The following is a 23,751-nucleotide window of genomic DNA, read 5'->3' as shown; positions in this document are numbered from 1 at the left end:
TGCGGCGGTTCGACCAGCAGAACCCGAGGAGCGCAGTCATGGCCAAGCAGGCCCCGCAGAGCGACCCGGCGCAGGACGCCCCCGAGGTGTCCGTGCCCCAGCACGCGGCCGCCGGCCTGCCCGCCGTCGGCCACAGCCTGCGGATGGCCGCCGAGCAGATGGGTGCCCGTCGCACCCTCGCCACCCTGCTCAAGGTCAACCAGCCGAACGGCTTCGACTGCCCCGGCTGCGCCTGGCCCGAGCCGGACAAGACCCACACCGCCGAGTTCTGCGAGAACGGCGCGAAGGCCGTCGCCGAGGAGGCCACCGAGCGCCGGATCCGGGCCGAGTTCTTCGCCGCCCACCCGGTCGCCGAACTCGCCGGGCGTTCCGGCTACTGGCTCGGCCAGCAGGGCCGGCTCACCCAGCCGATGCTGCTCGACGAGGGCGCCACCCACTACACGCCGGTCTCCTGGGACGACGCCTTCGCGCTGATCGCCGAGGAGCTGCGCGCCCTGGACACTCCGGACGGCGCCGCCTTCTACACCTCCGGCCGGACCAGCAACGAGGCCGCGTTCGCGTACCAGCTGTTCGCCCGCCGGCTGGGCACCAACAACCTGCCGGACTGCTCCAACATGTGCCACGAGTCGTCCGGTTCGGCGCTCACCGAGACGCTCGGCGTCGGCAAGGGCAGCGTCAGCCTCAAGGACCTCTACCAGGCCGACCTGATCATCGTGGCCGGCCAGAACCCGGGCACCAACCACCCCCGGATGCTCTCCGCCCTGGAGCGCGCCAAGCGGGCCGGCGCCACGATCGTCAGCGTGAACCCGCTGCCGGAGGCGGGCCTGGAGCGGTTCAAGAACCCGCAGAACGCCCGCGGCCTGGTCGGCCAGGGCACCAAGCTGACCGACCTCTTCCTGCAGATCCGCCCCGGTGGGGACCTCGCGCTGTTCCGCGCGCTCAACCGGATCATCCTGGAGCAGGACGGCGTCGACCGCGCCTTCGTCGCCGAACACTGCCACGGCTACGAGGAGTTCGAGGCGCAGGCCCGGGAGACGGACCGGGAGGACGTGCTCGCCGCGACCGGCCTGCCCTGGGAGCAGATCGAGGAGCTCGGCCGGCTGGTGCTGGCCTCCGAGAAGGTCATCGTCTGCTGGGCGATGGGCCTCACCCAGCACAAGCACTCCGTACCGACCATCCGCGAGGTGGTCAACTTCCTGCTGCTGCGCGGCAATGTCGGCCGCCCCGGCGCCGGGGTCTGCCCGGTGCGCGGGCACAGCAACGTCCAGGGCGACCGGACGATGGGCATCTTCGAGCGGCCGACGACGGCCTTCCTCGACGCGCTGGGCAAGGAGTTCGACTTCGAGCCGCCGCGCGAGCACGGCCTCGACTCGGTGGACACCATCCGCGCGATGCGCGACGGCAAGGTCAAGGTGTTCTTCGCGATGGGCGGCAACTTCGTCGCGGCCACCCCGGACACCGAGGTCACCGAGGCCGCGATGCGGCGCTGCCGGCTGACCGTCCACGTCTCCACCAAGCTCAACCGCTCGCACGTCGTCACCGGCGCCCGCGCCCTGATCCTGCCGACCCTCGGCCGCACCGACCGGGACGTCACCGCGCACGGCGCCCAGTTCGTCAGCGTCGAGGACTCGATGGGCCAGGTCCACGCCTCGCGCGGCGGCCTGCGTCCGCCCGCGCCCGGCCTGCTCTCCGAGACCGCGATCATCTGCCGTCTCGCCCGGACCGCCCTCGGGCCGCAGGACACCGTGCCGTGGGAGGACTTCGCCTCCGACTACGACACCCTGCGGGCCCGGATCGCCCGGGTCGTGCCGGGCTTCGACGACTACAACGAGAAGGTCCGCCGCCCCGGCGGCTTCACCCTCCCGCACGGCCCGCGCGACTCCCGCACCTTCCCCACCGCGACGGGCAAGGCCAACTTCACGGTCAACCCGCTGTCCGCCCCCGAGATTCCGGCGGGCCGCCTGCTGCTGCAGACCCTGCGCTCCCACGACCAGTACAACACCACCGTCTACGGGCTCGACGACCGCTACCGCGGTATCAAGGGCGGCCGCCGGGTGGTTCTGGTGAACCCCGCCGACGCGGCCGACCTCGGCCTGGTCGAGGGCCAGTACGTCGACCTGGTCAGCGAGTGGACCGACGGCACCGAGCGCCGCGCCCCCCACTTCCGCGTCGTCCACTACCCCGTGGCCCGCTCCGGGGCGGCCGCCTACTACCCCGAGACCAACGTCCTGGTGCCCCTCGACTCCACCGCCGACATCAGCAACACCCCCACCTCCAAGGCCGTCGTCATACGCTTCGAGCCCGACTCCGGCGAGGCCGAGTAGCGGGAACACGGAGGCCGCCCCACGTCACCGGACGTGGGGCGGCCTCCGTCGTACCGCGTCAGTGCGGCAGGCCGCCCAGCGGCAGGGTCGCCGTCGCGCTGCCCGGGGCCGAGGCGCCGGCCGAGCCCGTGGTGCTCGGGGAGCCCGTGCCCGTCGGGGCCTGGGTCGCACTGCCGGTCGGCGTCTGGGTCGGCGTGCCCGTCGGCGTCTGGGTCGGCGTACCGGTCGGGGTCTGGGTCGGCGTGCCCGTCGGCGTCTGGGTCGGCGTGCCGGTGCCGGACGGCGTGCCCGGGTTGCTCGGGGTGCCGGTGCCGGTGGGCGTGCCCGGGTTCGACGGCGTGCCGGTGCCGGACGGCGTGCCGGTCGGCGTGCCCGGGGCGGTCGGCTGCTGGGTCGCCGGGCTGCCCGGAGCGGGGGTGGGCGTGACCTGGTTGGCCGGGCTGGGCGCGATCGGGGTGACGGAGTCCCAGCCCTTCGGCAGGTCGGGCACCTTCCAGGCGCCGCCGGCGTCGTCCGCCGCACCGTCCGGGTCGGGCCGGACGGCCCCGAGGATCGGCATCGAGCCGATCGGCGAGACCTTGATGAACGCTCCCGGCCGCGGGGCCTGGACGATCAGCCCGCCGCCGATGTACATCGCGACATGCGAGGCGTCCTGGAAGTAGAGCACCAGGTCGCCCGGCCGCAGCTGGTTCAGCGGGACGTGCTGCAGCTGCGCCCACTGCTCCTGGCTGGTGCGCGGGATCGGCTTGCCGGCGTGCAGCCAGGCCTGCGAGGTGAGGCCGGAGCAGTCGTAGGAGTCCGGGCCGATGCCGCCCCACAGGTACGGCTTCCCCACCTGCGCCAGTGCGAAGGCCACCGCCCCGCGCCCGTTCAGCGAGGGAGTGCGCTCGCCCTTGCCGAGGGCGCCGGAGGCGAGGAAGGCGAGCTGGGCCTCGTCGGCCTTGGCCTTCTCCACCTGCTCCAGCTCGGAGCGCTGTGCGCCGGTCAGCGAGGAGACCAGCTGCTTGACCGAGGCGAGGTCGGTGGCGACCTTGGCCTTGGCGGCGTCCTGCTGGGCGACCAGCGCCTGGGAGGTCTTCAGCGCCTCCTCGGTCTGCTTCTTCAGCCCGTCGAGCGCGTCCCGGTCGGCCTTCAGCCGGTCCAGGAACTCGGACTGCGACCGGCTGGCCGCGGCCAGCAGCTCGGCGATGGTGACCGCCTCGTACGGGTCCTTGGAGAGCAGCAGTTCGGCGTAGGCGGAGGCGGAGCCGTTGCGGTACTGGGCGGCGGCGAGCTGGGCGGCGATGTCCGTGCCGGTGTCGACCTGCTTCTGCTGCCGGTCCAGCTTCCCCTGGAGGTCGGTGAGCGAGGCCTGCTGCTCGGCGACCTTCGCCACCGCCCCGTTGTACTGCTCGGTCGCGGCCTCGGCGCTCTGGTACAGCGCGTGCAGCCGGTCGAGCAGCGGCCCGAGGGTGGCCTTGGCGGCGGCCAGCGGGTCCGTCCCGGGCGCCGCCGATACGCCCGCCCCCGGGTCGGGTGCGGCGTAGGCGGCCTGAGCGGCCGTCGGCAGGGCGAGTGCGGCGGCCGCGAGGACGGCTCCGCACCGAAGTGCCGCTCGTACCCAGGGACGTACGCCTGCCGTCTCCGTGCGCTGTCCAGCCCCGCCCATGGGTGGTCCTCCCCGCCCGCCTGTTCCTGCACTGTCCGTGACCCTGCCGGATCCCGCAGATCCTCCCATGGGTTACTCGTCGGAAACAGAGCGCACGCGTACCTGGAGGTTAATTCTCGATTGATCTGTGAGACAGCTCTCAGCAAACGTGGGCGAAGCAGGGCGTTCTTCGCTAATGTCCAGCTCAGCGCGGTCCAGGTCACCTCTCCGAAAGCTTCCGGCCACCGCTGAGCCACCAGCGGAACCACGATTCCCGGCTCAGTTCACCTTCCGTTTACCCAACAGACCTACGGTCGCGACGTCATCAACGTCCGTGCGACAACTACGACGATTGTTTGGGTATGGAACACATCTCGTTCCTGGTGGCCGTTGTGATCATCACGGCGCTCGCCTTCGACTTCACCAACGGGTTCCACGACACCGCCAACGCGGCCGCCACCGCGATCGCGACCGGGGCCCTTCGTCCGAAGGTCGCGGTCACCATCGCGGCCCTGCTCAACTTCGCGGGCGCGTTCCTGTCCGTGAAGGTCGCCACCACCATCTCCGGTGGCATCGTCAACGAGAAGGCCGGCGTCCACCCCGAGATCATCTTCGCCGCACTGGCCGGAGCGATCCTCTGGAATCTGCTGACCTGGCTGCGGGGTCTGCCGTCCAGTTCCTCGCACGCCCTGTACGGCGGGCTGATCGGCGCCACGATCGTCGGCGTCGGCATGAACGGCGTCAACTTCGACACCGTGATCACCAAGATCATCATCCCGGCGGTCGCCTCCCCCTTCGTCGCCGGCCTCGCCTCCTGGGGCGCCACCAAGCTGGCGTACGCGATCACCCGCAAGGGCGACACCGCGGCCACCGAGAAGGGCTTCAAGGCCGGCCAGGTCTTCTCCTCCTCGCTGATCTCGCTCGCGCACGGCACCAACGACGCCCAGAAGACGATGGGCATCATCACCCTGACCCTGGTCTCGGTCGGCGCCCTGCCGCACGGCGCGCTGCCCCCCACCTGGGTGATCGTCTCGGCCGGCGCCGCGATCGCGCTCGGCACCTACATGGGCGGCTGGCGGATCATCCGCTCGATGGGCAAGGGCCTGGCGGACATCCGCCCGCCGCAGGGCTTCGCCTCCGAGTCGGCCGCCGCGACCGTCATCCTGACCTCCTCGCACATGGGCTTCGGCCTCTCCACCACCCAGGTCTGCTCCGGCGGCATCATGGGCGCCGGCCTCGGCGGCCCGAAGGGCGAGCTGCGCTGGAGCATGGTCCGCCGCATGGTCTACACCTGGGGCCTGACCCTGCCGGCCGCCGCGCTGGTCTCCGGCTGCGCGGCCCTGGTGGCCCGGCAGGGCACCTGGGGCATCGCCCTGGTCGGCGCCGCGCTGGTGGCCGGTTCGGGCGCGATGTGGATGATGTCCCGCCGCCAGCCGGTCGGCGCGGACAACGTCAACGACGTCGTCGAGGTCACCCCCGTCGAGGTCGCCACCGGCACCCCGGCGAACGCCGCCCCCACCCCCGCCTCGACCACGGTCGCGGCCTGAGCGCCGCCGGCTGAGGAGCACTCACCATGCACATCAAGTGGAACGCCCTGGCCCAGACCGCCGGCGTCAGCTTCGGCGTCACCGTCGCCGTGGTCGCCGTCTTCGCCCTCGGCATCCTGGCGCTGTCCCGTCGCGAGGCCGCGCTGAGCGCCCGCGAGGGCGGCCAGGCCTCCGGCGGCGCCAAGCCCGCCCTGCTGGCCGGCGCGTACGCCTGCTTCGCGCTCTGCGCCGCGGCCGTGATCTACGGCCTGGTGCTGATCGCCGCACCGTAGGGCGGGGAGCCGAACGCCGAACGGGCCGGGGAGTGTTTCGACACTCCCCGGCCCGTTTCGCGTATCCCGGCCCGCCGGTCAGTTCTCCTGGGTGGTCTTCAGCGCGGTCTCCCGGATGAACAGCACGGTGACGAAGGACAGCGCCGCGAACGGGGCGGCCCACAGGAAGACGGTGCCGACGCCGTGGCCGAAGGCGTCCGTCACCAGCGGGAGGATCGGGGCCGGCAGCTTGTGCAGGTCCGGGATGCCGCCGCCGGCCGCCGCGTGCCCGGCCGGGATGTGCGCCGCGGCCAGGTTCTCCGCCAGGTAGTCGCCGACCTTGTTGGTCATCAGCGCGCCGAGCGCGGAGACGCCCATCGCGCCGCCCATGGTGCGGAAGAAGGTGACGACGGAGCTGGCCGCGCCGAGCTCGTGCCGGGGCACCGTGTTCTGCACCGCGAGCACCAGGTTCTGACTGGTCAGGCCGAGGCCGATGCCGGTGATCGCCATGTAGACGGAGAGCAGCCCGTAGGCGGTGTCGACCCGGGCGGTACCGAGCAGGCCGAACCCGATCGCGAGCAACGCGGTGCCGGAGACCAGGTAGGCCTTCCACTTGCCGTACTTGGTGATCAGTCGGCCGGCCACGGCGGAGGAGACCGCCAGACCGATGATCATCGGCAGGGTCATCAGACCGGCCATGGTCGGGGACTTGGCCCGGGCCAGCTGGAAGTACTGGCTGAGGAAGGTGGTCGCGCCGTACATCCCGACGCCGACCAGCACGCTGGCGATCGCGGCCAGGGTGACGGTGCGGTACTTGAAGAGGTCCGGCGGGATGATCGGCTCGGCGGCGCGGCGCTCGACCACGATCGCCAGGGCGCCCAGCAGCAGGCCGCCGCCGACCATGGCCGCGGTCTGCCAGGACAGCCAGGCGTAGTTCTTGCCGGCCAGCGTGATCCAGATCATCAGCAGGCTGACGGCGCCGGTGATGACCAGCGCGCCCAGGTAGTCGATCTTCGCCGGGCGCTTGACCACCGGCAGCTTGAGAGTGCGCTGCACCACCAGGATCGCGGCCAGCGCGAACGGGATGCCGACGTAGAAGCACCAGCGCCAGCCCAGCCAGGAGGTGTCCACGATGACGCCGCCGATCAGCGGGCCGCCGATGGTGGCCAGCGCGAAGACCGCGCCGAAGTAACCGCTGTAGCGGCCGCGCTCGCGCGGCGGGACCATCGCGGCCAGGCAGATCTGACCGAGCGCGACCACACCCCCGGCGCCGACGCCCTGCAGGGCGCGGCAGGCGATCAGCTCACCGGTGTTCTGCGAGAGGCCGGCCAGCGCGGAGGTGGCGATGTAGATCAGCAGGGCGATCTGCAGCAGCAGCTTCTTGCTGGCGAGGTCGGAGAGCTTGCCCCAGATCGGGGTGGAGGCGGTCAGGGTGAGCAGCGCGGCGGTGATCACCCAGGTGTAGGCGGACTGGCCGCCGTGCAGGTCGGTGAGGATGTGCGGCAGGGCGTTGGAGACGACGGTCGACGAGAGCACGGCCACGAACAGGCCGAGCAGCAGGCCGGACAGCGCCTCCATCACCTGCCGGTGGGCCATCGGCTGGTCGTCGACGACGGCTCCGGCTGCCGCCTCGGCTGTGACGGTCATCTGGGTCCTTCGGTGGGAGGGGTGGGGATGCGCGGGCAGACAAATTCGTTGCCTTAAGCAACCATAGGCCGAATGGTTGACTAAGGCAACTTTCTTCAAGCCGGAGCAAAGTCCCCCGAGCGAGGCCCGATCACTCCGCGGGCGGCTCCCCCAGCACGTCGTTGAAGCGGTGCAGCAGGTCCGCGAAGCGGACCACGTCCTCCCGCGACCACCCGCCCATCACCTCGCGCATCCGCCGCATCCGTACGCCGTAGGCGGCCCGGTAGCGCTCGCGCCCGCCCTCGGTCAGCGAGACCAGGGCGGCCCGGCGGTCCAGCGGGTCCGCCTCCCGGGCGACCAGGCCGAGCTCCTCCAGCGCGCGGATCTGCCGGCTCACCGTGGCCTTGCCGACCGCGAAGTGCACGCCGACGTCCGTCACCCGCACCCGCCCGGCCTGCTCGATGTAGGCGAGCATGCTGTACGCCATGCCCTCCAGTTCGGGGTGCACCCGACGTGAGAGTTCCGCCACTCTGGCGCGGCCCCGCCGGAACATCAGCCCGACCTCGCGCTCCACCGCCACCAGGGCTTCCTCGTCCATCACGGCGCCAGTATCGCCCAGCCGCGGTGGCCGGATACCGGCCCGGAAGTTGAGACAAGCCAACTATTTCATGGTATTAAGTATCCGTTTTCCCCCGATACGCAAGGAGATGTGGATGGCCGCCCCGGGGCAGGGTTTCGTCGCGGAACTGAAGGGCGCGGTCACACCGCGTGCGGCACTGCTCGTGATGGGCGTGCTGCTGCTGCAGCTCGGCTTCATCACCTCGTACGTCGGGGCGCTGCACCACCCGACCCCGCACAAGCTGTCGATCGCGGTGGTCGCCCCGCCGCAGATCACGCCGAAGCTGGTGGCGGCCCTGGAGTCGGTGCCGGACGAGGCCGTCAAGCCCGTCACCGCGCCGGACGCCGACGCGGCGACCCAGCAGATCAAGGACCAGAAGATCTACGCCGCGCTGGTCGTGAACCCGACCGGCGCCGAGGACACCCTGCTGGTCGGCAGCGCCCGCGGCACCTCCGCCGCCAAGGCCGCCGAGGCCGTCACCACCACGCTGGACAAGGCCCAGGGCCGCACGGTCAAGGTCGAGGACGTCGTCCCGCTGGCCAAGGGCGACACCAACGGCCTGTCCGCCTTCTACCTGGTCATCGGCTGGTGCGTCGGCGGCTACCTGGTCGCCTCGATCCTCGGCATCAGCGCCGGCTCCAAGCCGGCCAACGTCCACCGCCTGCTGATCCGCCTCGGCGTCCTGGCCCTGTACTCGGTCGGCGCCGGCCTCGGCGGCACGATCATCGCCGGGCCGGTCCTGGACGCGCTGCCCGGCTCGACCCTGGCCCTGACCGCCATCGGCGCCCTGGTGGTGTTCACGGTCGGCGCGTTCACCATGGCGCTGCAATGCCTGTTCGACGTCCTCGGCATCGGCCTCGCGGTGCTGGTCTTCGTGGTGCTGGGCAACCCGAGCGCCGGCGGCGTCTACCCGGCCCCGATGATGCCGCCGTTCTGGCGGGCGATCGGCTCGCTGATCCCGAACGGCGCCGGCACCAGCGCCACCAAGTCCATCGCCTACTTCGAGTCCACCAACCTGGGCATGCCGATCCTGGTCCTGGTGATCTGGGCACTGGTCGGCGTCGGCGTCGCCTTCCTGGCCGTGCTGCGCGGCCCGCGCTCCGGCGGCCGCGAGATCGTCGCCGAGAGTGCCGAGACCGCCGAGACCGTCGAGGCCTGAGCCTCCTGAGTCTCACAGCATCCGACTGAGCCCCCGGCTGCCCTGGCCGGGGGCTCGGTCGTGTCCCGGGTGCGCGGCTCTCAGCCGCCCGCGAGCGGTCCCGGGTCGGCGACGATGGCACGCACCACGCCGACCGCCGCGCCCAGCAGCGACCCGCGCCGGCCGAGCTTTGAGACGATCAGCCGGTCCTCCGCCCAGGGCCGCACCGTCACCCGGGCGGCCAGCTCGCGCCGCATCGCCGGCAGCAGCCAGGGCGCCAGCCGGGCGTAGCCGCCGCCCAGCACCACCTCGGCCGGATCCAGCAGGTTGACCGCCCCGGCGGCCGCGATGCCGAGCGCCGAACCGGCCCCGGCCAGCGCCGCCCGGGCCGACTCGTCCCCGCCCCCGGCCCGTTCGGCCAGCAGGGGCACCCAGTCACCGCGCGTGCTGGTCAGCCCGGCCGCCCGCAGCACCGCCGCCTCACCCGCGTACTGCTCCAGGCAACCGCGCGCCCCGCAGGCGCAGCGCGGCCCCTCCGGGTGGACGGGGATGTGACCGAACTCGCCCGCGTAACCGCGCGCGCCGCGCAGCAGCCGGCCGCCGACCACGATCGCCGCGCCGACCCCGGCCTCGGCGGAGACGTAGAGGAAGTCCTCCGGGCGCTCGTCCAGCCACCGTTCGGCCAGTCCGCCGAGGTTGGCCTCGTTGTCCGCCTGGACCGGCAGCTCGGCCAGGCCGTCCCCGGCCGTACGCAGCGCCGCGCGCAGTTCGGGGGCCAGCGGGACGTCCTGCCAGCCGAGGTTGGCGGCCCGCTGGAGCACCCCGCTACCGCTGACCAGTCCGGGCACCGCCAGGGTCAGTCCGGCCGGGCGCAGGCCCGACTCGGCGACGGCGGAGCGCACCAGCTGGCCCAGGTCGGCCATCACGGCGGCAGGCTGCCGGCCGCGGTTGGCGATCTCCTGACGCCGCCAGGCGCGGACCTCCCCGCGCAGGTCGACCACGCAGGCGCCCAGGTGCCGGACGCCGATCTCGGCGCCGAGGCCGCCGGGCCCGAGCGGGTTGAGCCCGAGCGCGGTGCCGGGGCGGCCGACCTTGCCGCTGGGCGCGGCGGGGCCCTCCTCGACGACCAGGCCGGCGGAGATCAACTGTTCGGCGAGCGAGGAGACCGCGGCCCTGGTCAGCCCGGTCTCGGCGGCCACCTCGGCTCGCGAGCGCGGGCCGCGCGCGATCACCCCCAGCACCAGGGCCAGGTTGGCCCGGCGCATCCCCTGCTGGCTGGCGGGCCCGGCCTGGACGCCGTCCGGCTCCCCGCGCATGACGCTCATGCGCCCACCTCGCTACGCTCGGCGGTCTCTTCGCGAAACGCGCACCCTTCAATGGTGACCTCGCTCCGCTCGCCCACGCACCCACCTCGCTACGCTCGGCGGTCTCTTCGCGAAACGCGCACCTCTCGATGGTGAGCTCGCTCCGCTCGCTCACGTCACGGTCTTACGGCACATCCCGTGGCATCTCGGGTGCAGCGTAACCGGGATTGCCGTCGAAGGGCCCCTCCGCGGGCCCGGTGAAGACCCAGCGCTGTATCGCCCAGAAGCGAAACAGCATCGCGACGAAGGTCCCGACGACCATCCCGCTGAGGAAGTCCGCGGTCTCCTGGGTGAGCGGGTCGACATACGGCTCGCGCAGGTCCAGGGCGTAGCGGGAGAGCGCCAGCGGCAGGTCGTTGACGGCGATCGCCACCGCGCTGACCAGGAAGAACAGCAGGGCCTCCCGCCCACGCCCGGCGGTGCGGAAGGCCCAGCGGCGGTTGAGCACATAGGAGACGACGGTGCCGATCACCGTCGCCACCGTCAGCGCGACCACCGGCTTGTGCTCCAGGACGGTGAACTTCAGCTCGAAGTCGATCACCAGGGTGAGGACGAAGCAGCTTCCGCCGACCAGCAGGAACTTCACCAGCCGGCGGTGCCGTAGCAGGAGCGGGCGCAGCCGGGCCGGCACCCGGGCCAGGAGGCGCTGCGTGGGGGACGGCATCTCCGCAGTGTGGCACGCGGAGATGCCGTCGGCCCTTGAGCCCGTCCGGACAGGCCCTATGCCGCGATCAGCACCTCGGCCGGCTCCAGGGCCAGCTTCAGCACCTCGCGCACGTCCGACACCGGGTGGACGGTGAGCCGCTCCAGCACCTCGGCCGGGACGTCGTCCAGGTCGGCCGCGTTGCGCTTGGGGATGATCACCGTGGTGACCCCGGCCCGGTCGGCGGCGAGCAGCTTCTGCTTCACCCCGCCGATCGGCAGCACCCGCCCGGTCAGCGACACCTCGCCCGTCATCGCCACGTCGGTGCGCACCTTGCGGCCGGAGAGCAGCGAGGCCAGCGCCGTGGTCATGGTGATGCCGGCGCTCGGCCCGTCCTTGGGGACGGCCCCGGCCGGGACGTGCAGGTGCACGCCGCGGTCGCGCAGCGAGGTGGCCGGCAGCTCCAGCTCGGCGCCGCGCGAGCGCAGGAAGGAGAGCGCGATGTGCGCGGACTCCTTCATCACGTCGCCCAGCTGCCCGGTCAGGGTCAGTCCGGTGCCGCCGGTCTCGGCGTCCGCGAGCGAGGCCTCGATGTAGAGGACGTCGCCGCCGGCGCCGGTGACCGCCAGGCCGGTGGCCACGCCGGGGACGGCGGTGCGCCGCTCGGCGGGTTCCTGGGCGGACTCCGGCACGTGGTGCGGGCGGCCGATCAGGGCGCGCAGGTCGTCCGCGCCGACCGCGGCGGGCAGTTCGCGCTCGCCCAACTCGGCCTGTGCGGCGATCTTGCGCAGCACCCGGGCGATCGAGCGCTCCAGGTTGCGGACGCCCGCCTCCCGCGTGTACTCCCCGGCGAGCCTGCGCAACGCCTCCTCGTCCACGCTGACCTGCTCGCCGCCGAGGCCGGCCTTCTCCAGCTGGCGCGGGAGCAGGTGGTCGCGGGCGATGACGACCTTCTCGTCCTCGGTGTAGCCGTCGAGCCTGACCAGCTCCATCCGGTCGAGCAGCGGCTCGGGGATGGCTTCCAGCACGTTGGCGGTGGCGAGGAAGACGACGTCGGAGAGGTCGAGCTCGACCTCCAGGTAGTGGTCCCGGAAGGTGTGGTTCTGCGCCGGGTCCAGCACCTCCAGCAGGGCGGCGGCCGGGTCGCCCCGGTAGTCGGAGCCGACCTTGTCGATCTCGTCGAGCAGGACGACCGGGTTCATCGAGCCGGCCTCCTTGATCGCCCGCACCAGCCGGCCGGGCAGCGCGCCGACGTAGGTGCGCCGGTGGCCGCGGATCTCGGCCTCGTCGCGGACGCCGCCGAGCGCGACCCGGACGAACGTGCGGCCCATCGCGCGGGCCACGCTCTCGCCGAGCGAGGTCTTGCCGACGCCGGGCGGGCCGACCAGGGCCAACACCGCGCCGCCGCGGCGGCCGCCGACGAGGCCGAGCCCCTGGTCGGCCCGGCGCTTGCGGACAGCCAGGTACTCGACGATCCGCTCCTTCACGTCGCCGAGACCCGCGTGGTCGGCGTCCAGCACGGCGCGGGCGCCGGCGATGTCGTACTCGTCCTCGGTGCGCTCGTTCCAGGGCAGCTCCAGGACGGTGTCCAGCCAGGTCCGGATCCAGGAGGCCTCCGGCGACTGGGCCCCGTCCTGGCTGGCCCGCTCCAGCTTGGAGACCTCCTTGAGGGCGGCCTCGCGCACCTTCTCGGGCAGGTCGGCGGCCTCGACCCGGGCGCGGTAGTCACCCTCCTCGTCGGCCGGATCGCCGTTCAGCTCGGCCAGCTCCTTGCGGACGGCCTCCAGCTGGCGGCGGAGCAGGAACTCCTTCTGCTGCTTGGCCACGCCCTCCTCGACGTCCTTACGGATGGTGTCGTTGACCTCCTCCTCGGCGAGGTGGTCGCGCAGCAGGGTCAGCGCGTATTCCAGGCGGGCGACCTGGTCGGCCTCCAGCAGCACCTTGAGCTTCTGCTCGGCGGTGGCGAAGGGCGCGTAGCCGATGTTGTCGGCGAGCTCGCCGACGCCCTCGATCTGGGCCACCCGGTCGACGATCTGCCAGGCGCCGCGCTTGCGCAGCCACTGGGTGGACAGTGCCTTGTACTCCTTGACCAGCTCGGCGGCCCGCCCGGCCACCGGCATGCCGACCGAGGACTCCCGGAACGGCGCGGTCTCCACCCAGAGGGCGGCGCCGGGGCCGGTGGTGCCGACCCCGATCCGGACCCGGCGCACGGCGCGCACCAGCGCGGCCGGGTCGCCGTCCGCGAGGCGGCCGACCTGCTCCACGGTGGCCAGCGTGCCGGCCGCCGCGTACGAGCCGTCCACCCGCGGGACCAGCAGGACCTGCGGCTTTCCGGAGCCGGTGGCCGCAGCGCGGGCGGCCTCGACGGCGGCGCGCACCTCGGTGTCCTTCAGGTCCAGCGGGACGACCATGCCCGGGAGGACGACCTCGTCGTCGAGTGGCAGCACGGGCAGGGTGAGCGGAGTGGACGTCGATGCCATGATCTCTCCCCAGTCAGTGAACTTGAGTCGACCTGACTAAGTCTTCGCTGGCACCGGATGTTCCCGGCATCTTGTTCGCCGTGAGCGAACGGCGAGAGGGGGGTAAGGACCTGCGGGCCGCGCCGTCAAAAAGGCGGGGAAGGGACACCCCGAAAGTGGGGACTAGGGCGTGTCCGACAATTCGCGTCGCGCGCCCGGCGGGAATTGTTCAGACACGACCCAGCGCACGGCGGACGGCCGCGCGCCGCCACGCACCGCGGCGGGGGCCGACCCGGCCGCCGGGGCCGTCGCCGACCGCGGGCGCGGGCGGGGCGGGCGCCGCTGGGCCCCGCGCAGCCAGCGCCACAACGCCACCCCGGCGAGCACCGCGGCCGGGTGCCCCACGGCGGTGACCACGTCCTTCTCGGCGGCGATCTGCTGGACGATCATCAGCCCGGCGCCACCCAGCGCCAGCAGCCGGCCGCGTCGCGGGAGCAGCCCGGCCACCGCACCCAGACAGGCGAGCACGCCGTAGCTGACCCCGATGTCCAGGTAGTCCATCGCCTCGGGCGCCATCCGCCCGGTCTCCACCGCGGCGATCACCACCCCTTGGGAGAGCAGCGTCGCGGCGATGTGCCCGATCGCGAACACCGCGGCCGCCCGAACCGGGCCGACCCTGCGCTCCAGCGGCGCGAGGGTGAAGGCGAAGCCCCAGAGGTACGGCATCCACACGTCCCCGGCGACCCAGAATCCGCTCAGCACAAGAGCGCGCAAAGGATGCTGGAGCAGGTTGTGGCCGTCCGAACTGGAGGCCTCCTGCAGTCGCCGGACGAGTTCCGGATCGGCGACCGAGGCGAAGGTCGTGGTGGCTCCCACCACGGCGAGATATCCGAGCGTGAATGGGTTGCGCCGGGGTGTCGGAACCCGTTCCAGCAGCCACTCGAAGACGCCGGTGCGCAGCCCGTGGCGGAGCATTCCGTACGGCACCCCCGCGGGCGCGCCCCGGTGGGCGTCCCGCCGCAGTCCAGCCATGCCGCCTCCGCTCCACGCCCGCAGCCACCGGCCCCCGTCGCTGCCAACGTACCGGCGCGCGGCCCCGATTCCGCCCGGCGGGGCGTTGTCGTGCCCACGGTACGTCGAGGTTCTGAGAGGCACCTGAGAAAAGCCCGTGAAGACCGTCTCCGCGAAGAGGGGCCGGATTCCCGACATTGGTCCAGACCTTCTTCCTATTAACGCGTCAGTAGGGCCTCTGACCGGCGACTTGGCGTCAACTCGACTGCATACGTACCGTTACGCCGTGAAAATTCGCCGGGTAAGGTATCGGCCCGTGCCCACTCGTGCAGTGGGTCCGAGGGCGGCCCGACAGCCGGCCCACGGGCCGGAAACGTCCGGTCCACCTGCCGGAAAGCATCCGCTGTCCGTACGCTGCGATGTGCGCGGGAGACGTGGACGGGAGACCACCCGTCCTCCACTCTCCTGGGCGCGCGACGGGACGGCGGACCCGGCACAGTCCACGACGGAACAAGACTACGAGCGGAGCCCCGCCATCCCCACAGGTGGCCGGCCCGCAGCCCTGGGGGCGGTGGCGTGACCGTGACAGAAATTCAGCAGGACAACCACAACGCCGGTGGCACGGTGAGCAGCCAGCGCAGAGTGCTGGTGGTGGAGGACGAGCCCACGATCGCCGAGTCGATCGCGGCCCGACTGGGCGCGGAGGGCTTCAAGGTCGCCGTGGCCCACGACGGGCCCGGCGCGGTGGACGGCTTCCACACCTGGCAGCCGGACCTGGTGGTCCTGGACATCATGTTGCCCGGCTTCGACGGCCTGGAGGTGTGCCGCCGGATCCAGGCACAGCGCCCGGTGCCGGTACTGATGCTGACCGCGCGCGACGACGAGACGGACCTGCTGGTCGGCCTCGGCGTGGGCGCCGACGACTACATGACCAAGCCGTTCTCGATGCGCGAACTGGCCGCCCGGGTCAACGTGCTGCTGCGCCGCGTCGAGCGCGCCCAGCAGGCCGCCCGAACGCCCGCGCTCGGCAGCCTGCGCTTCGGCGAGCTGGAGATCGACCACGTGCAGCGCCGGGTCCGGCTGGCCTCGGGCGACGTCCACCTGACGCCGACCGAGTTCGACCTGCTCGCCTGCCTGGCCGCCCAGCCGCGCGCGGTGCTCACCCGCGAGCAGCTGCTGGCCGAGGTCTGGGACTGGACCGACGCGTCCGGCACCCGCACCGTCGACAGCCACGTCAAGGCGCTCCGGCGCAAGATCGGCGCCAGCTGGATCCGCACCGTCCACGGCGTCGGTTACGCACTGGAGGCCCCGCTCTCCTGACGGCGGGAGCTTCGGGCGACGGGCCACCGGGGGGCCCGTGTCCCGACACCGCCGCGCCGCGCGCGGGGATCACGAGGGACCAATGACCTTTCCACAGCAACGCAACGGGGACGCCGGCGGCGCGCGCTCGCAGACGCTGGCCGCCCGCGCCGTCCGCCGGGTCTGGGCCGACATCCGCCCGCTCGACCCGGTCCGCTCGATCAAGGGCAAGCTCGCCCTGCTGGTGATCGTCTCCGTGTTCCTGGCCACCGGCATGGTGGTCGTGGCGATCCGGTCCGAGACCCAGATCCGGATCATCATGGTCTTCTCCATGATCGCCTCGCTGCTGTTCATGCAGTTCCTCGCGCACGGGCTGACCGCCCCCCTGCGCGAGATGACGGACGCCGCCCGCGCGATGGCCTCCGGCGACTACAGCCGCCGGGTCGAGGTGAACTCGCGCGACGAGATCGGCGAGCTGGCGGCCGCCTTCAACGCCATGGCCGCCGACCTGCAAGCCGCCGACCAGCACCGACGCGAGCTGGTCGCCAACGTCTCGCACGAGCTGCGCACGCCCATCGCCGCGCTGCGCGCCGTGCTGGAGAACGTGGTGGACGGCGTCGTCCAGCCCAATCCGGCGACCCTGGAGGCCGCGCTGGAGCAGACCGAGCGGCTCGGCCGCCTGGTCACCCACCTGCTGGACCTCTCCAAGATCGACGACGGCGTGGTCGACCTGGACGCCCGCCCCTTCGAGGTGCGCGAGTTCCTGGACGGCGTGCTGCGCGGGGTCACCGTGGACGGCGCGACGGCCGGCGGGGCGTTCTCCCGGCGCGGCGACGTCCGGCTGGCCCTGGAGGTCAACCCGTCCGGCCTGACCGCCGTCGCGGACCCGGAACGACTCCACCAGGTGGTCGCCAACCTGGTCGACAACGCCTGCAAGCACTCCCCGCCCGGCGGCACAGTGACCGTGCGCGCCCGGCCCGAGGGCGAGGAGGGCGGCCTGCTGCTGGAGGTCCAGGACGAGGGCCCGGGCATCCCGCCGGCCGACCGCTCCCGGGTCTTCGAGCGGTTCAGCCGCAGCGGCACCGCCACCGCGTCCGGTCCGGGCGCGGACGGCGGCACCGGACTGGGCCTGGCCATCGCCCGCTGGGCGGTGGACCTGCACGGCGGACGGATCGCCGTGGCCGAGTCGCCGAGCGGCTGCCGGATCGAGGTCCGGCTGCCCGGGCAGCACTGAGCGGGCCGGGACATTTGTCACAGATCCGACACAGACGCATACGAAGATCGTCGGACGATTCGACTGCGACTTTGTCCGGTTTCGCCCGGATATGGGGGCCGATCGGGCCTGATCGGTTCCCCTCAGATACGGCTTTCTAACGTAGTTTTTCAGCCAAACCGCAGGTCAGGACTGTGATCTGGGCGACGCCTGGGGCCCGGGGACTGCGCGATCACTGGTCAGGGGCGTAGCCTTAATCCCCGCTGTCCAAACATCCCAAAAGGAAGCGGAAGAGGGCGGTTGCCGCCGTGTCGCCACAGTCCCCTGAAACCCCCAACAGCTCGGCAAGCTCCACTGGCTTCGGCCCCAATGAGTGGCTCGTCGATGAGATCTACCAGCAGTACCTCCAGGACCCGAACTCGGTCGACCGAGCCTGGTGGGACTTTTTCGCCGACTACAAGCCCGGTACCGAGGTGACCCCAGTGACCCAGGCCGCGACCCAGGCCGGCCCCACGCCGACCCCTGCCGCTGCCCCCGCGCCCGCCGCTGCTGCTCCGGCCGCACCCGCGCCCGCCGCTGCTGCTCCGGCCGCACCCGCGCCCGCCCCGGCCGCCCCGGCCCCGGTTGCCGCCCCGCTCGCCGCCGCGCCCCCGGCCCCCAAGGCCGCCGCTGCCCCGGCCCCGGCCGCCGCGCCGGCCGGCCCCGAGCTGGTCCAGCTGCGCGGCCCGGCGAAGGCCGTCGCCACCAACATGGACGCGTCGCTGGAGGTGCCGACCGCGACCTCGGTCCGCGCCGTCCCGGCGAAGCTGTTGATCGACAACCGCATCGTCATCAACAACCACCTGCAGCGCGCCCGCGGCGGCAAGGTCTCCTTCACCCACCTGATCGGTTACGCCCTGGTCCAGGCCATCAAGGCCGCCCCGGGCATGAACCACAGCTACAAGGTGGAGGACGGCAAGGCCTTCCTGGTCAAGCCCGAGCACGTCAACCTCGGCCTGGCCATCGACCTGGTCAAGCCCAACGGCGACCGCCAGCTCGTCGTCGCGGCCATCAAGAAGGCCGAGACCCTCGACTTCTTCGGCTTCTGGCAGGCCTACGAGGACATCGTCCGCCGGGCCCGTGCCAACAAGCTGACCATGGACGACTTCACCGGCGTCACGGTCTCGCTGACCAACCCCGGCGGCATCGGCACCGTGCACTCCGTGCCTCGCCTGATGCAGAACCAGGGCACCATCGTCGGCGTCGGCGCCATGGAGTACCCGGCCGAGTTCCAGGGCTCCGCCCCGGAGACCCTGTCCCGCCTGGGCGTCTCCAAGATCATGACGCTGACCTCGACCTACGACCACCGCGTCATCCAGGGCGCGGCGTCCGGCGAGTTCCTGCGCGAGATCCACCGCCTGCTGCTCGGCGAGAACGGCTTCTACGACGAGATCTTCGAGTCGCTGCGGATCCCCTACGAGCCGGTCCGCTGGGCCACCGACGTCGCCACCACCCACGACGACGAGGTCAACAAGACCGCCCGCGTCATGGAGCTCATCCACTCCTACCGGGTCCGCGGCCACCTGATGGCCGACACCGACCCGCTGGAGTACAAGCAGCGCAAGCACCCCGACCTGGACGTCACCACGCACGGCCTCACCCTGTGGGACCTGGAGCGCGAATTCGCGGTCGGCGGCTTCGGCGGCCACAAGATGATGAAGCTGCGCGACATCCTCGGCCTGCTGCGCAACACCTACTGCCGCACCGTCGGCATCGAGTACATGCACATCCAGGACCCGAAGCAGCGCAAGTGGCTGCAGGAACGCCTGGAGAAGCCGTACTCCAAGCCCGAACGCGAGGAGCAGCTGCGGATCCTGCGCCGCCTGAACTCGGCCGAGGCCTTCGAGACGTTCCTGCAGACCAAGTACGTCGGCCAGAAGCGCTTCTCGCTGGAGGGCGGTGAGTCGCTGATCGCGCTGCTGGACGCGACCATCGACTCCGCCGCCGAGCACCGCCTCGACGAGGCCGTCATCGGCATGGCCCACCGCGGGCGCCTGAACGTGCTGGCCAACATCGTCGGCAAGCCGTACGGCAAGATCTTCGGCGAGTTCGAGGGCAACCTCGACCCGAAGTCGATGCACGGCTCCGGCGACGTCAAGTACCACCTGGGCGCCGAGGGCACCTTCACCGGCCTGGACGGCGAGACCATCAAGGTCTCCCTCGCCGCGAACCCCTCCCACCTGGAGGCCGTGGACCCGGTCGTCGAGGGCATCGCCCGCGCCAAGCAGGACATCCTGGACCAGGGCGGCACCACCTTCCCGGTGCTGCCGATCCAGATCCACGGCGACGCGGCCTTCGCCGGCCAGGGCGTCGTCGCGGAGACCCTGAACATGTCGCAGCTGCGCGGCTACCGCACCGGCGGCACCGTGCACGTCGTGGTCAACAACCAGGTCGGCTTCACCGCCGCCCCGGCGTCCTCGCGCTCCTCGATGTACTGCACCGACGTGGCCCGCATGATTGAGGCCCCGATCTTCCACGTGAACGGCGACGACCCGGAGGCCGTGGTCCGCGTCGCGCGACTGGCCTTCGAGTTCCGCCAGGAGTTCCACAAGGACGTGGTGATCGACCTCATCTGCTACCGCCGCCGCGGTCACAACGAGGCCGACAACCCGTCGTTCACCCAGCCGCTGATGTACGACCTGATCGACAAGAAGCGCTCGGTGCGCAAGCTGTACACCGAGGGCCTGATCGGTCGCGGCGACATCACCATGGAAGAGGCGGAGCAGGCGCTCCAGGACTTCCAGGGCCAGCTGGAGAAGGTCTTCGCCGAGGTCCGCGACGCCGCCCAGGCACCCGCCGCGGCCGGCGCCGGCAAGCCCGTCGCCGACTTCCCGGTCTCCATCCAGACCGGCATCTCCCAGGAGATGGTCAAGCGGATCGCCGCCTCCCAGGTCAACCACCCGGACTGGCTGACCGTCCACCCGCGCCTGCTGCCGCAGCTGCAGCGCCGCGCCGGCTCGGTCGAGGACAACACCATCGACTGGGCGATGGGCGAAACCCTCGCCATCGGCTCACTGCTCATGGAGGGCCACCCCGTCCGCCTGGCCGGCCAGGACAGCCGCCGCGGCACCTTCGGCCAGCGCCACGCCGTCCTGATCGACCGCAAGACCGGCGAGGACTACACCCCGCTGCAGTACCTCACCGAGGACCAGGCCCGCTACACCGTCTACGACAGCCTGCTGTCGGAGTACGCGGCCATGGGCTTCGAGTACGGCTACTCGCTGACCCGCCCGAACGCGCTGGTCATGTGGGAGGCGCAGTTCGGTGACTTCGTCAACGGCGCGCAGACCATGGTGGACGAGTACATCGCCTCCGCCGAGCAGAAGTGGGGCCAGCACTCCGGCGTCACCCTGCTCCTGCCGCACGGCTACGAGGGCCAGGGCCCGGACCACTCCTCCGCCCGCCCGGAGCGCTTCCTCCAGCTGTGCGCGCAGAACAACATGACGGTCGCCATGCCGACCCTGCCGTCGAACTACTTCCACCTGCTGCGCTGGCAGGCGCACAACCCGCACCACAAGCCGCTGGTCGTCTTCACCCCGAAGTCGATGCTGCGTCTGAAGGCCGCGGCCAGTGCGACCGAGGAGTTCCTGTCCGGCTCGTTCCGCCCGGTCATCGGCGACACCACCGTCGACCCGGCGCAGGTCCGCAAGGTGGTCATCACCGCCGGCAAGTTCTACTACGACCTGGAGGCCGCCCGCACCGAGCGCGGCGTCACCGACACCGCGATCGTCCGGGTCGAGCGGCTCTACCCGCTGCCGGTGGCCGAGCTCCAGGAGGAACTGGCCCGCTACGGCGACAACGTCCAGTTCGTCTGGGCACAGGAGGAGCCGGACAACCAGGGTGCCTGGCCGTTCATCGCGATGAACCTGGTCGACCACCTGCAGGTCGTCATCGGCCGCAGCGCCGGCGGCTCCCGCCTGCGCCGCGTCGCCCGCACCACGGCCTCGTCCCCCGCGGTCGGCTCCGCCAAGCGCCACGCCGCCGAACAGCAGGCGCTGATCGAGGAGGTCTTCGCGCTCTGACGCGCTGAGGCCCCGCACCGCTGGAACGCCCGCGGCCCCCGTCTCCCGACCAGGGAGGCGGGGGCCGCGGGCGTTCTGTCGTGCCCGGGGAAAGGTCGCAGCTCTGCAACCAAACCGGGACCAGCCTGCACGACTTCCTGACGGATCGATAGGTTATGGCTCGCCAGATCGCCGCCCGGCGCCCGCCATCGCGCCCGCGGCCCGGCCGAACGACCTCACCGCTCTCCCAGGGGGATCACCACATGACCGCCGACACGCCGCATCCCGGCAAGCTTCCTCCGGTCTTCCAGCCACTCCTCCCGGACGACCCCCGGGAGGTCGGCGGCTACCGTCTGTTCGCCCGGCTCGGCGCCGGCGGCATGGGCCGGGTCTACCTCTCGTACACGCCGGGCGGGCGCCCGGTGGCGCTCAAGGTGGTCCGCCCCGAGTTCGCCGAGGACGGCGAGTTCCGCCGCCGCTTCGCCCAGGAGGTCAGCAACGCCCAGCGGATCCACGGGCTGTACACCGCACAGGTGATCGACTCCGGCGGCCTGGACTCGGACGCCCCCTGGCTGGTCACCGCGTACGTCCCGGGCCCGTCCCTGCAGCAGGTGGTGCGGGAGAACGGCGCGCTGCCGGTCCGCACCGTGCTGCTGCTGATGGGCGGCATCGCCGAGGCGCTGCAGGCGATCCACAGCGTCGAGGTGGTCCACCGCGACCTCAAGCCCGCCAACGTGCTGGTCGCCGGGGACGGCCCGCGGGTGATCGACTTCGGCATCGCCCGGGCCGCCGACGCCACCGCGCTGACCGGCACCGGCTACCGGATCGGCTCCCCCGCCTTCATGTCCCCCGAGCAGGCCCAGGGCCGACCGGTCACCCCCGCCACCGACGTCTTCGCGCTCGGCGCCCTGGCCGCGTACGTGGCCGGCGGCACCGCGCCGTTCGGCGACGGGCCGGACACCGCGGTGCTCTACCGGGTGGTGCACGAGGAGGCGGACCTGGAGGCCGTCCCGGCGGACCTGCGCGAACTGATCCAGCGCTGCCTGGCGAAGTCCCCGGAGGACCGCCCCAAGCCCGCCGAGATCATCCAGGCCGCCCGCAACCACCCGGAGGTCGGCGGCCAGCTGCGGTTCGGCGACGACTGGCTGCCGCGGCAGGTCAACACCGAGATCACCCGCCGCTCCGACCTGCCCAGGACGCCGCCCACCCCGCTGCCGGCCGCGCCCGCCACCGCGCCGTCGGCCCCGGCCACCCCGCCGCCCGCCGGCCCGGCCGCTCCCCCGCAGCCGACCCACCCGGCCACCGCGATGACCCGTGCCCCGCAGCAGCCGGCCACGCCCCCGCCGGGCTTCGCCCCGCCGCCGCTCGGCGCGTACGGCGCCTCGCAGCCGCCGACCGAGACGCCGACCGCCCCGGTGTTGCCCGCCCCGCCGACCGTCCAGCTCCAGCCGGAGCAGCCGTCCTTCGACACCCCGCCGCCCGGCCCGATGGTCACCGCCGTCACCCCGGCGCCGCCCGAGCCCGAGCCCGAGCGCAAGGGCGGGGTGTCCTGGAAGGTGCTGCTCACCGTCGCCCTGGTGATGGCGGTCGGCGGCACCGCGGGCGGCGTGGTGCTGATGAAGAAGCTGGACGACGGCAAGAAGCCGACGGCGAGCACCACCCCGGCCCCCGCGGTGACCGTCATCCAGAGCAATCCGAACCCGGCGCCCAGCCAGGGCGACTCCGTCTCCGGCCCGAGTGCCACCGCATCCAACGCGCCGGTGACGGCCGTGCCCTCGAAGTCCGGCCCGAGCACCGTCTCCGCCCCCGCCCGACCGGCCGGCTACACCCTGCTGCTGGACAAGAAGGCGCTCTCGATCCCGGCCGCCGAGTACTCCTCCGACGCGTACCGGATCGACCTGAACGCCGGCACGGTGGTGCCGCGCAGCGGCTCCAGCGACCTGAAGTGGGGGCTCGGCGTCACCAACACCGGCAGTGGCAGCAAGGCCAACTCCTTCGAGAGCGCGGGGGACGAGAAGTCCGACTTCGCCGTGATCACCGAGCCGACGGTGACGGCCGAGCAGTGCGCCGCCGCGATCGACTCCCGGCCGGACACCGACTTGACCTACAACCGGGTCGCGCCCGGCCGCCTGCTCTGCGTCCGCGACCGGGCGACCCGGAACATCGCCATCGCCGCGATCACCACGGCCGACCCGACCACGGGTGCCGCCTCGGTGACCGTCAGCACCTGGCGGGCCAGCTGACCGACGGGTCTATCCTGACCAGGTCAATCCCCATCCGACCGGAGCGAACCGTGTACTTCACCGACCGAGGCATCGAGGAGCTGGAGAACCGGCGCGGCGAGGAGGAGGTCACCTTCGAGTGGCTGGCCGAGCGCCTGCGCGAGTTCGTCGACCTCAACCCGGACTTCGAGATCCCGGTCGAGCGGCTGGCCACCTGGCTGGCCCGGCTCGACGACGAGGACGACGAGTGACCCGGTGACCGCCGGACGAAGGGCCCGGGAGGCAACCGCCTCCCGGGCCCTTCGCGTGTCCCCGTAGGGGTCGGCTCCGGGATGTCTCCGGGGCCGGATCGGGGTGGGATCGGGGGC

16 protein-coding genes are annotated in these 23,751 nt (G+C 72.2%); 9 read left to right on the top strand and 7 right to left on the bottom strand.

The genetic code is table 11. The annotated features are described in order from the left end of the window. Nucleotides 1–38: 38 nt before the first annotated feature. The gene (locus ACH4E7_RS01820) at nt 39–2,324 is read left to right on the top strand and encodes an FdhF/YdeP family oxidoreductase (protein WP_396247014.1); all 2,286 of its coding nucleotides are present in this window, start codon (nt 39–41) and stop codon (nt 2,322–2,324) included. Between the two features lie 58 nt (nt 2,325–2,382). On the opposite strand, the gene ACH4E7_RS01815 is transcribed toward ACH4E7_RS01820, so the two are convergent. Beyond that, the gene (locus tag ACH4E7_RS01815) at nt 2,383–3,972 is read right to left on the bottom strand and encodes an NlpC/P60 family protein (protein ID WP_396247013.1); all 1,590 of its coding nucleotides are present in this window, start codon (nt 3,970–3,972) and stop codon (nt 2,383–2,385) included. A gap of 341 nt (nt 3,973–4,313) precedes the next feature. Between ACH4E7_RS01815 and ACH4E7_RS01810 the strand changes: the two genes are divergently transcribed. Both ACH4E7_RS01810 and ACH4E7_RS01805 read left to right on the top strand, forming a co-directional pair. After that, complete coding sequence (locus ACH4E7_RS01810; RefSeq protein ID WP_396247012.1) at nt 4,314–5,498, top strand: anion permease; 1,185 nt, start codon at nt 4,314–4,316, stop codon at nt 5,496–5,498. Nucleotides 5,499–5,524: 26 nt separating this feature from the next. After that, a complete protein-coding gene (locus tag ACH4E7_RS01805; RefSeq protein ID WP_396247011.1) occupies nt 5,525–5,770 on the top strand; it encodes a hypothetical protein in 246 nt (81 codons plus the stop codon). A 78-nt stretch (nt 5,771–5,848) separates the two neighbouring features. On the opposite strand, the gene ACH4E7_RS01800 is transcribed toward ACH4E7_RS01805, so the two are convergent. Next, nucleotides 5,849–7,396, bottom strand: a complete 1,548-nt coding sequence (locus tag ACH4E7_RS01800) for an MDR family MFS transporter (protein ID WP_396247010.1) — start codon at nt 7,394–7,396, stop codon at nt 5,849–5,851. 130 nt (nt 7,397–7,526) lie between these two features. Beyond that, the gene (locus ACH4E7_RS01795) at nt 7,527–7,973 is read right to left on the bottom strand and encodes a MarR family winged helix-turn-helix transcriptional regulator (RefSeq protein ID WP_396247146.1); all 447 of its coding nucleotides are present in this window, start codon (nt 7,971–7,973) and stop codon (nt 7,527–7,529) included. 115 nt (nt 7,974–8,088) lie between these two features. On the opposite strand from ACH4E7_RS01795, the gene ACH4E7_RS01790 reads away from it, so the two are divergent. Next, nucleotides 8,089–9,153 (top strand): ABC transporter permease, encoded by a 1,065-nt coding sequence (locus ACH4E7_RS01790; RefSeq protein ID WP_396247009.1) that lies wholly within the window; start codon nt 8,089–8,091, stop codon nt 9,151–9,153. Nucleotides 9,154–9,233: 80 nt separating this feature from the next. On the opposite strand, the gene ACH4E7_RS01785 is transcribed toward ACH4E7_RS01790, so the two are convergent. The 4 genes from ACH4E7_RS01785 to ACH4E7_RS01770 form a co-directional block, all read right to left on the bottom strand. After that, nucleotides 9,234–10,457, bottom strand: coding sequence for an ROK family protein (locus ACH4E7_RS01785; RefSeq protein WP_396247008.1), 1,224 nt, complete (start codon nt 10,455–10,457; stop codon nt 9,234–9,236). 163 nt (nt 10,458–10,620) lie between these two features. Next, a complete protein-coding gene (locus ACH4E7_RS01780; RefSeq protein ID WP_396247007.1) occupies nt 10,621–11,160 on the bottom strand; it encodes a GtrA family protein in 540 nt (179 codons plus the stop codon). A gap of 56 nt (nt 11,161–11,216) precedes the next feature. Continuing rightward, on the bottom strand, nt 11,217–13,619 hold the full coding sequence (gene lon, locus ACH4E7_RS01775; protein ID WP_396247006.1) for an endopeptidase La: 2,403 nt from the start codon (nt 13,617–13,619) through the stop codon (nt 11,217–11,219). Nucleotides 13,620–13,781: 162 nt separating this feature from the next. Then, nucleotides 13,782–14,630, bottom strand: a complete 849-nt coding sequence (locus tag ACH4E7_RS01770; RefSeq protein WP_396247005.1) for a rhomboid-like protein — start codon at nt 14,628–14,630, stop codon at nt 13,782–13,784. Between the two features lie 561 nt (nt 14,631–15,191). Here ACH4E7_RS01770 and ACH4E7_RS01765 point away from each other — a divergent pair. The 5 genes from ACH4E7_RS01765 to ACH4E7_RS01745 all read left to right on the top strand — a co-directional run bounded on the left by ACH4E7_RS01765 (nt 15,192) and on the right by ACH4E7_RS01745 (nt 23,634). Beyond that, nucleotides 15,192–15,929, top strand: a complete 738-nt coding sequence (locus tag ACH4E7_RS01765) for a response regulator transcription factor (RefSeq protein WP_181970677.1) — start codon at nt 15,192–15,194, stop codon at nt 15,927–15,929. A gap of 82 nt (nt 15,930–16,011) precedes the next feature. After that, the gene (locus ACH4E7_RS01760; RefSeq protein WP_396247004.1) at nt 16,012–17,142 is read left to right on the top strand and encodes a sensor histidine kinase; all 1,131 of its coding nucleotides are present in this window, start codon (nt 16,012–16,014) and stop codon (nt 17,140–17,142) included. Between the two features lie 287 nt (nt 17,143–17,429). Continuing rightward, nucleotides 17,430–21,182 carry a multifunctional oxoglutarate decarboxylase/oxoglutarate dehydrogenase thiamine pyrophosphate-binding subunit/dihydrolipoyllysine-residue succinyltransferase subunit gene (locus ACH4E7_RS01755; protein WP_396247003.1) on the top strand — a complete coding sequence of 1,251 codons (3,753 nt, stop codon included), beginning with the start codon at nt 17,430–17,432 and terminating at the stop codon, nt 21,180–21,182. A gap of 242 nt (nt 21,183–21,424) precedes the next feature. After that, nucleotides 21,425–23,404, top strand: coding sequence for a protein kinase (locus ACH4E7_RS01750; protein ID WP_396247002.1), 1,980 nt, complete (start codon nt 21,425–21,427; stop codon nt 23,402–23,404). A gap of 50 nt (nt 23,405–23,454) precedes the next feature. Continuing rightward, a complete protein-coding gene (locus tag ACH4E7_RS01745) occupies nt 23,455–23,634 on the top strand; it encodes a DUF6104 family protein (RefSeq protein WP_207810531.1) in 180 nt (59 codons plus the stop codon). Nucleotides 23,635–23,751: the final 117 nt, after the last annotated feature.

It is taken from the genome of Kitasatospora sp. NPDC018058 (assembly GCF_044327205.1).
Classification (GTDB): domain Bacteria; phylum Actinomycetota; class Actinomycetes; order Streptomycetales; family Streptomycetaceae; genus Kitasatospora.
The sequence above is the reverse complement of the archived record's forward strand: the minus strand, read 5'-3'. Positions and strand labels throughout refer to the sequence as shown.

Coding starts and splice junctions, on each gene's coding strand:
- ACH4E7_RS01760 (WP_396247004.1), top strand. CDS start 16,012: ATGACCTTTCCACAGCAACGCAACGGGGACGCCGGCGGCGCGCGCTCG.
- ACH4E7_RS01750 (WP_396247002.1), top strand. CDS start 21,425: ATGACCGCCGACACGCCGCATCCCGGCAAGCTTCCTCCGGTCTTCCAG.
- ACH4E7_RS01810 (WP_396247012.1), top strand. CDS start 4,314: ATGGAACACATCTCGTTCCTGGTGGCCGTTGTGATCATCACGGCGCTC.
- ACH4E7_RS01785 (WP_396247008.1), bottom strand. CDS start 10,457: ATGAGCGTCATGCGCGGGGAGCCGGACGGCGTCCAGGCCGGGCCCGCC.
- ACH4E7_RS01805 (WP_396247011.1), top strand. CDS start 5,525: ATGCACATCAAGTGGAACGCCCTGGCCCAGACCGCCGGCGTCAGCTTC.
- lon (WP_396247006.1), bottom strand. CDS start 13,619: ATGGCATCGACGTCCACTCCGCTCACCCTGCCCGTGCTGCCACTCGAC.
- ACH4E7_RS01795 (WP_396247146.1), bottom strand. CDS start 7,973: ATGGACGAGGAAGCCCTGGTGGCGGTGGAGCGCGAGGTCGGGCTGATG.
- ACH4E7_RS01790 (WP_396247009.1), top strand. CDS start 8,089: ATGGCCGCCCCGGGGCAGGGTTTCGTCGCGGAACTGAAGGGCGCGGTC.
- ACH4E7_RS01820 (WP_396247014.1), top strand. CDS start 39: ATGGCCAAGCAGGCCCCGCAGAGCGACCCGGCGCAGGACGCCCCCGAG.
- ACH4E7_RS01770 (WP_396247005.1), bottom strand. CDS start 14,630: ATGGCTGGACTGCGGCGGGACGCCCACCGGGGCGCGCCCGCGGGGGTG.
- ACH4E7_RS01815 (WP_396247013.1), bottom strand. CDS start 3,972: ATGGGCGGGGCTGGACAGCGCACGGAGACGGCAGGCGTACGTCCCTGG.
- ACH4E7_RS01780 (WP_396247007.1), bottom strand. CDS start 11,160: ATGCCGTCCCCCACGCAGCGCCTCCTGGCCCGGGTGCCGGCCCGGCTG.
- ACH4E7_RS01800 (WP_396247010.1), bottom strand. CDS start 7,396: ATGACCGTCACAGCCGAGGCGGCAGCCGGAGCCGTCGTCGACGACCAG.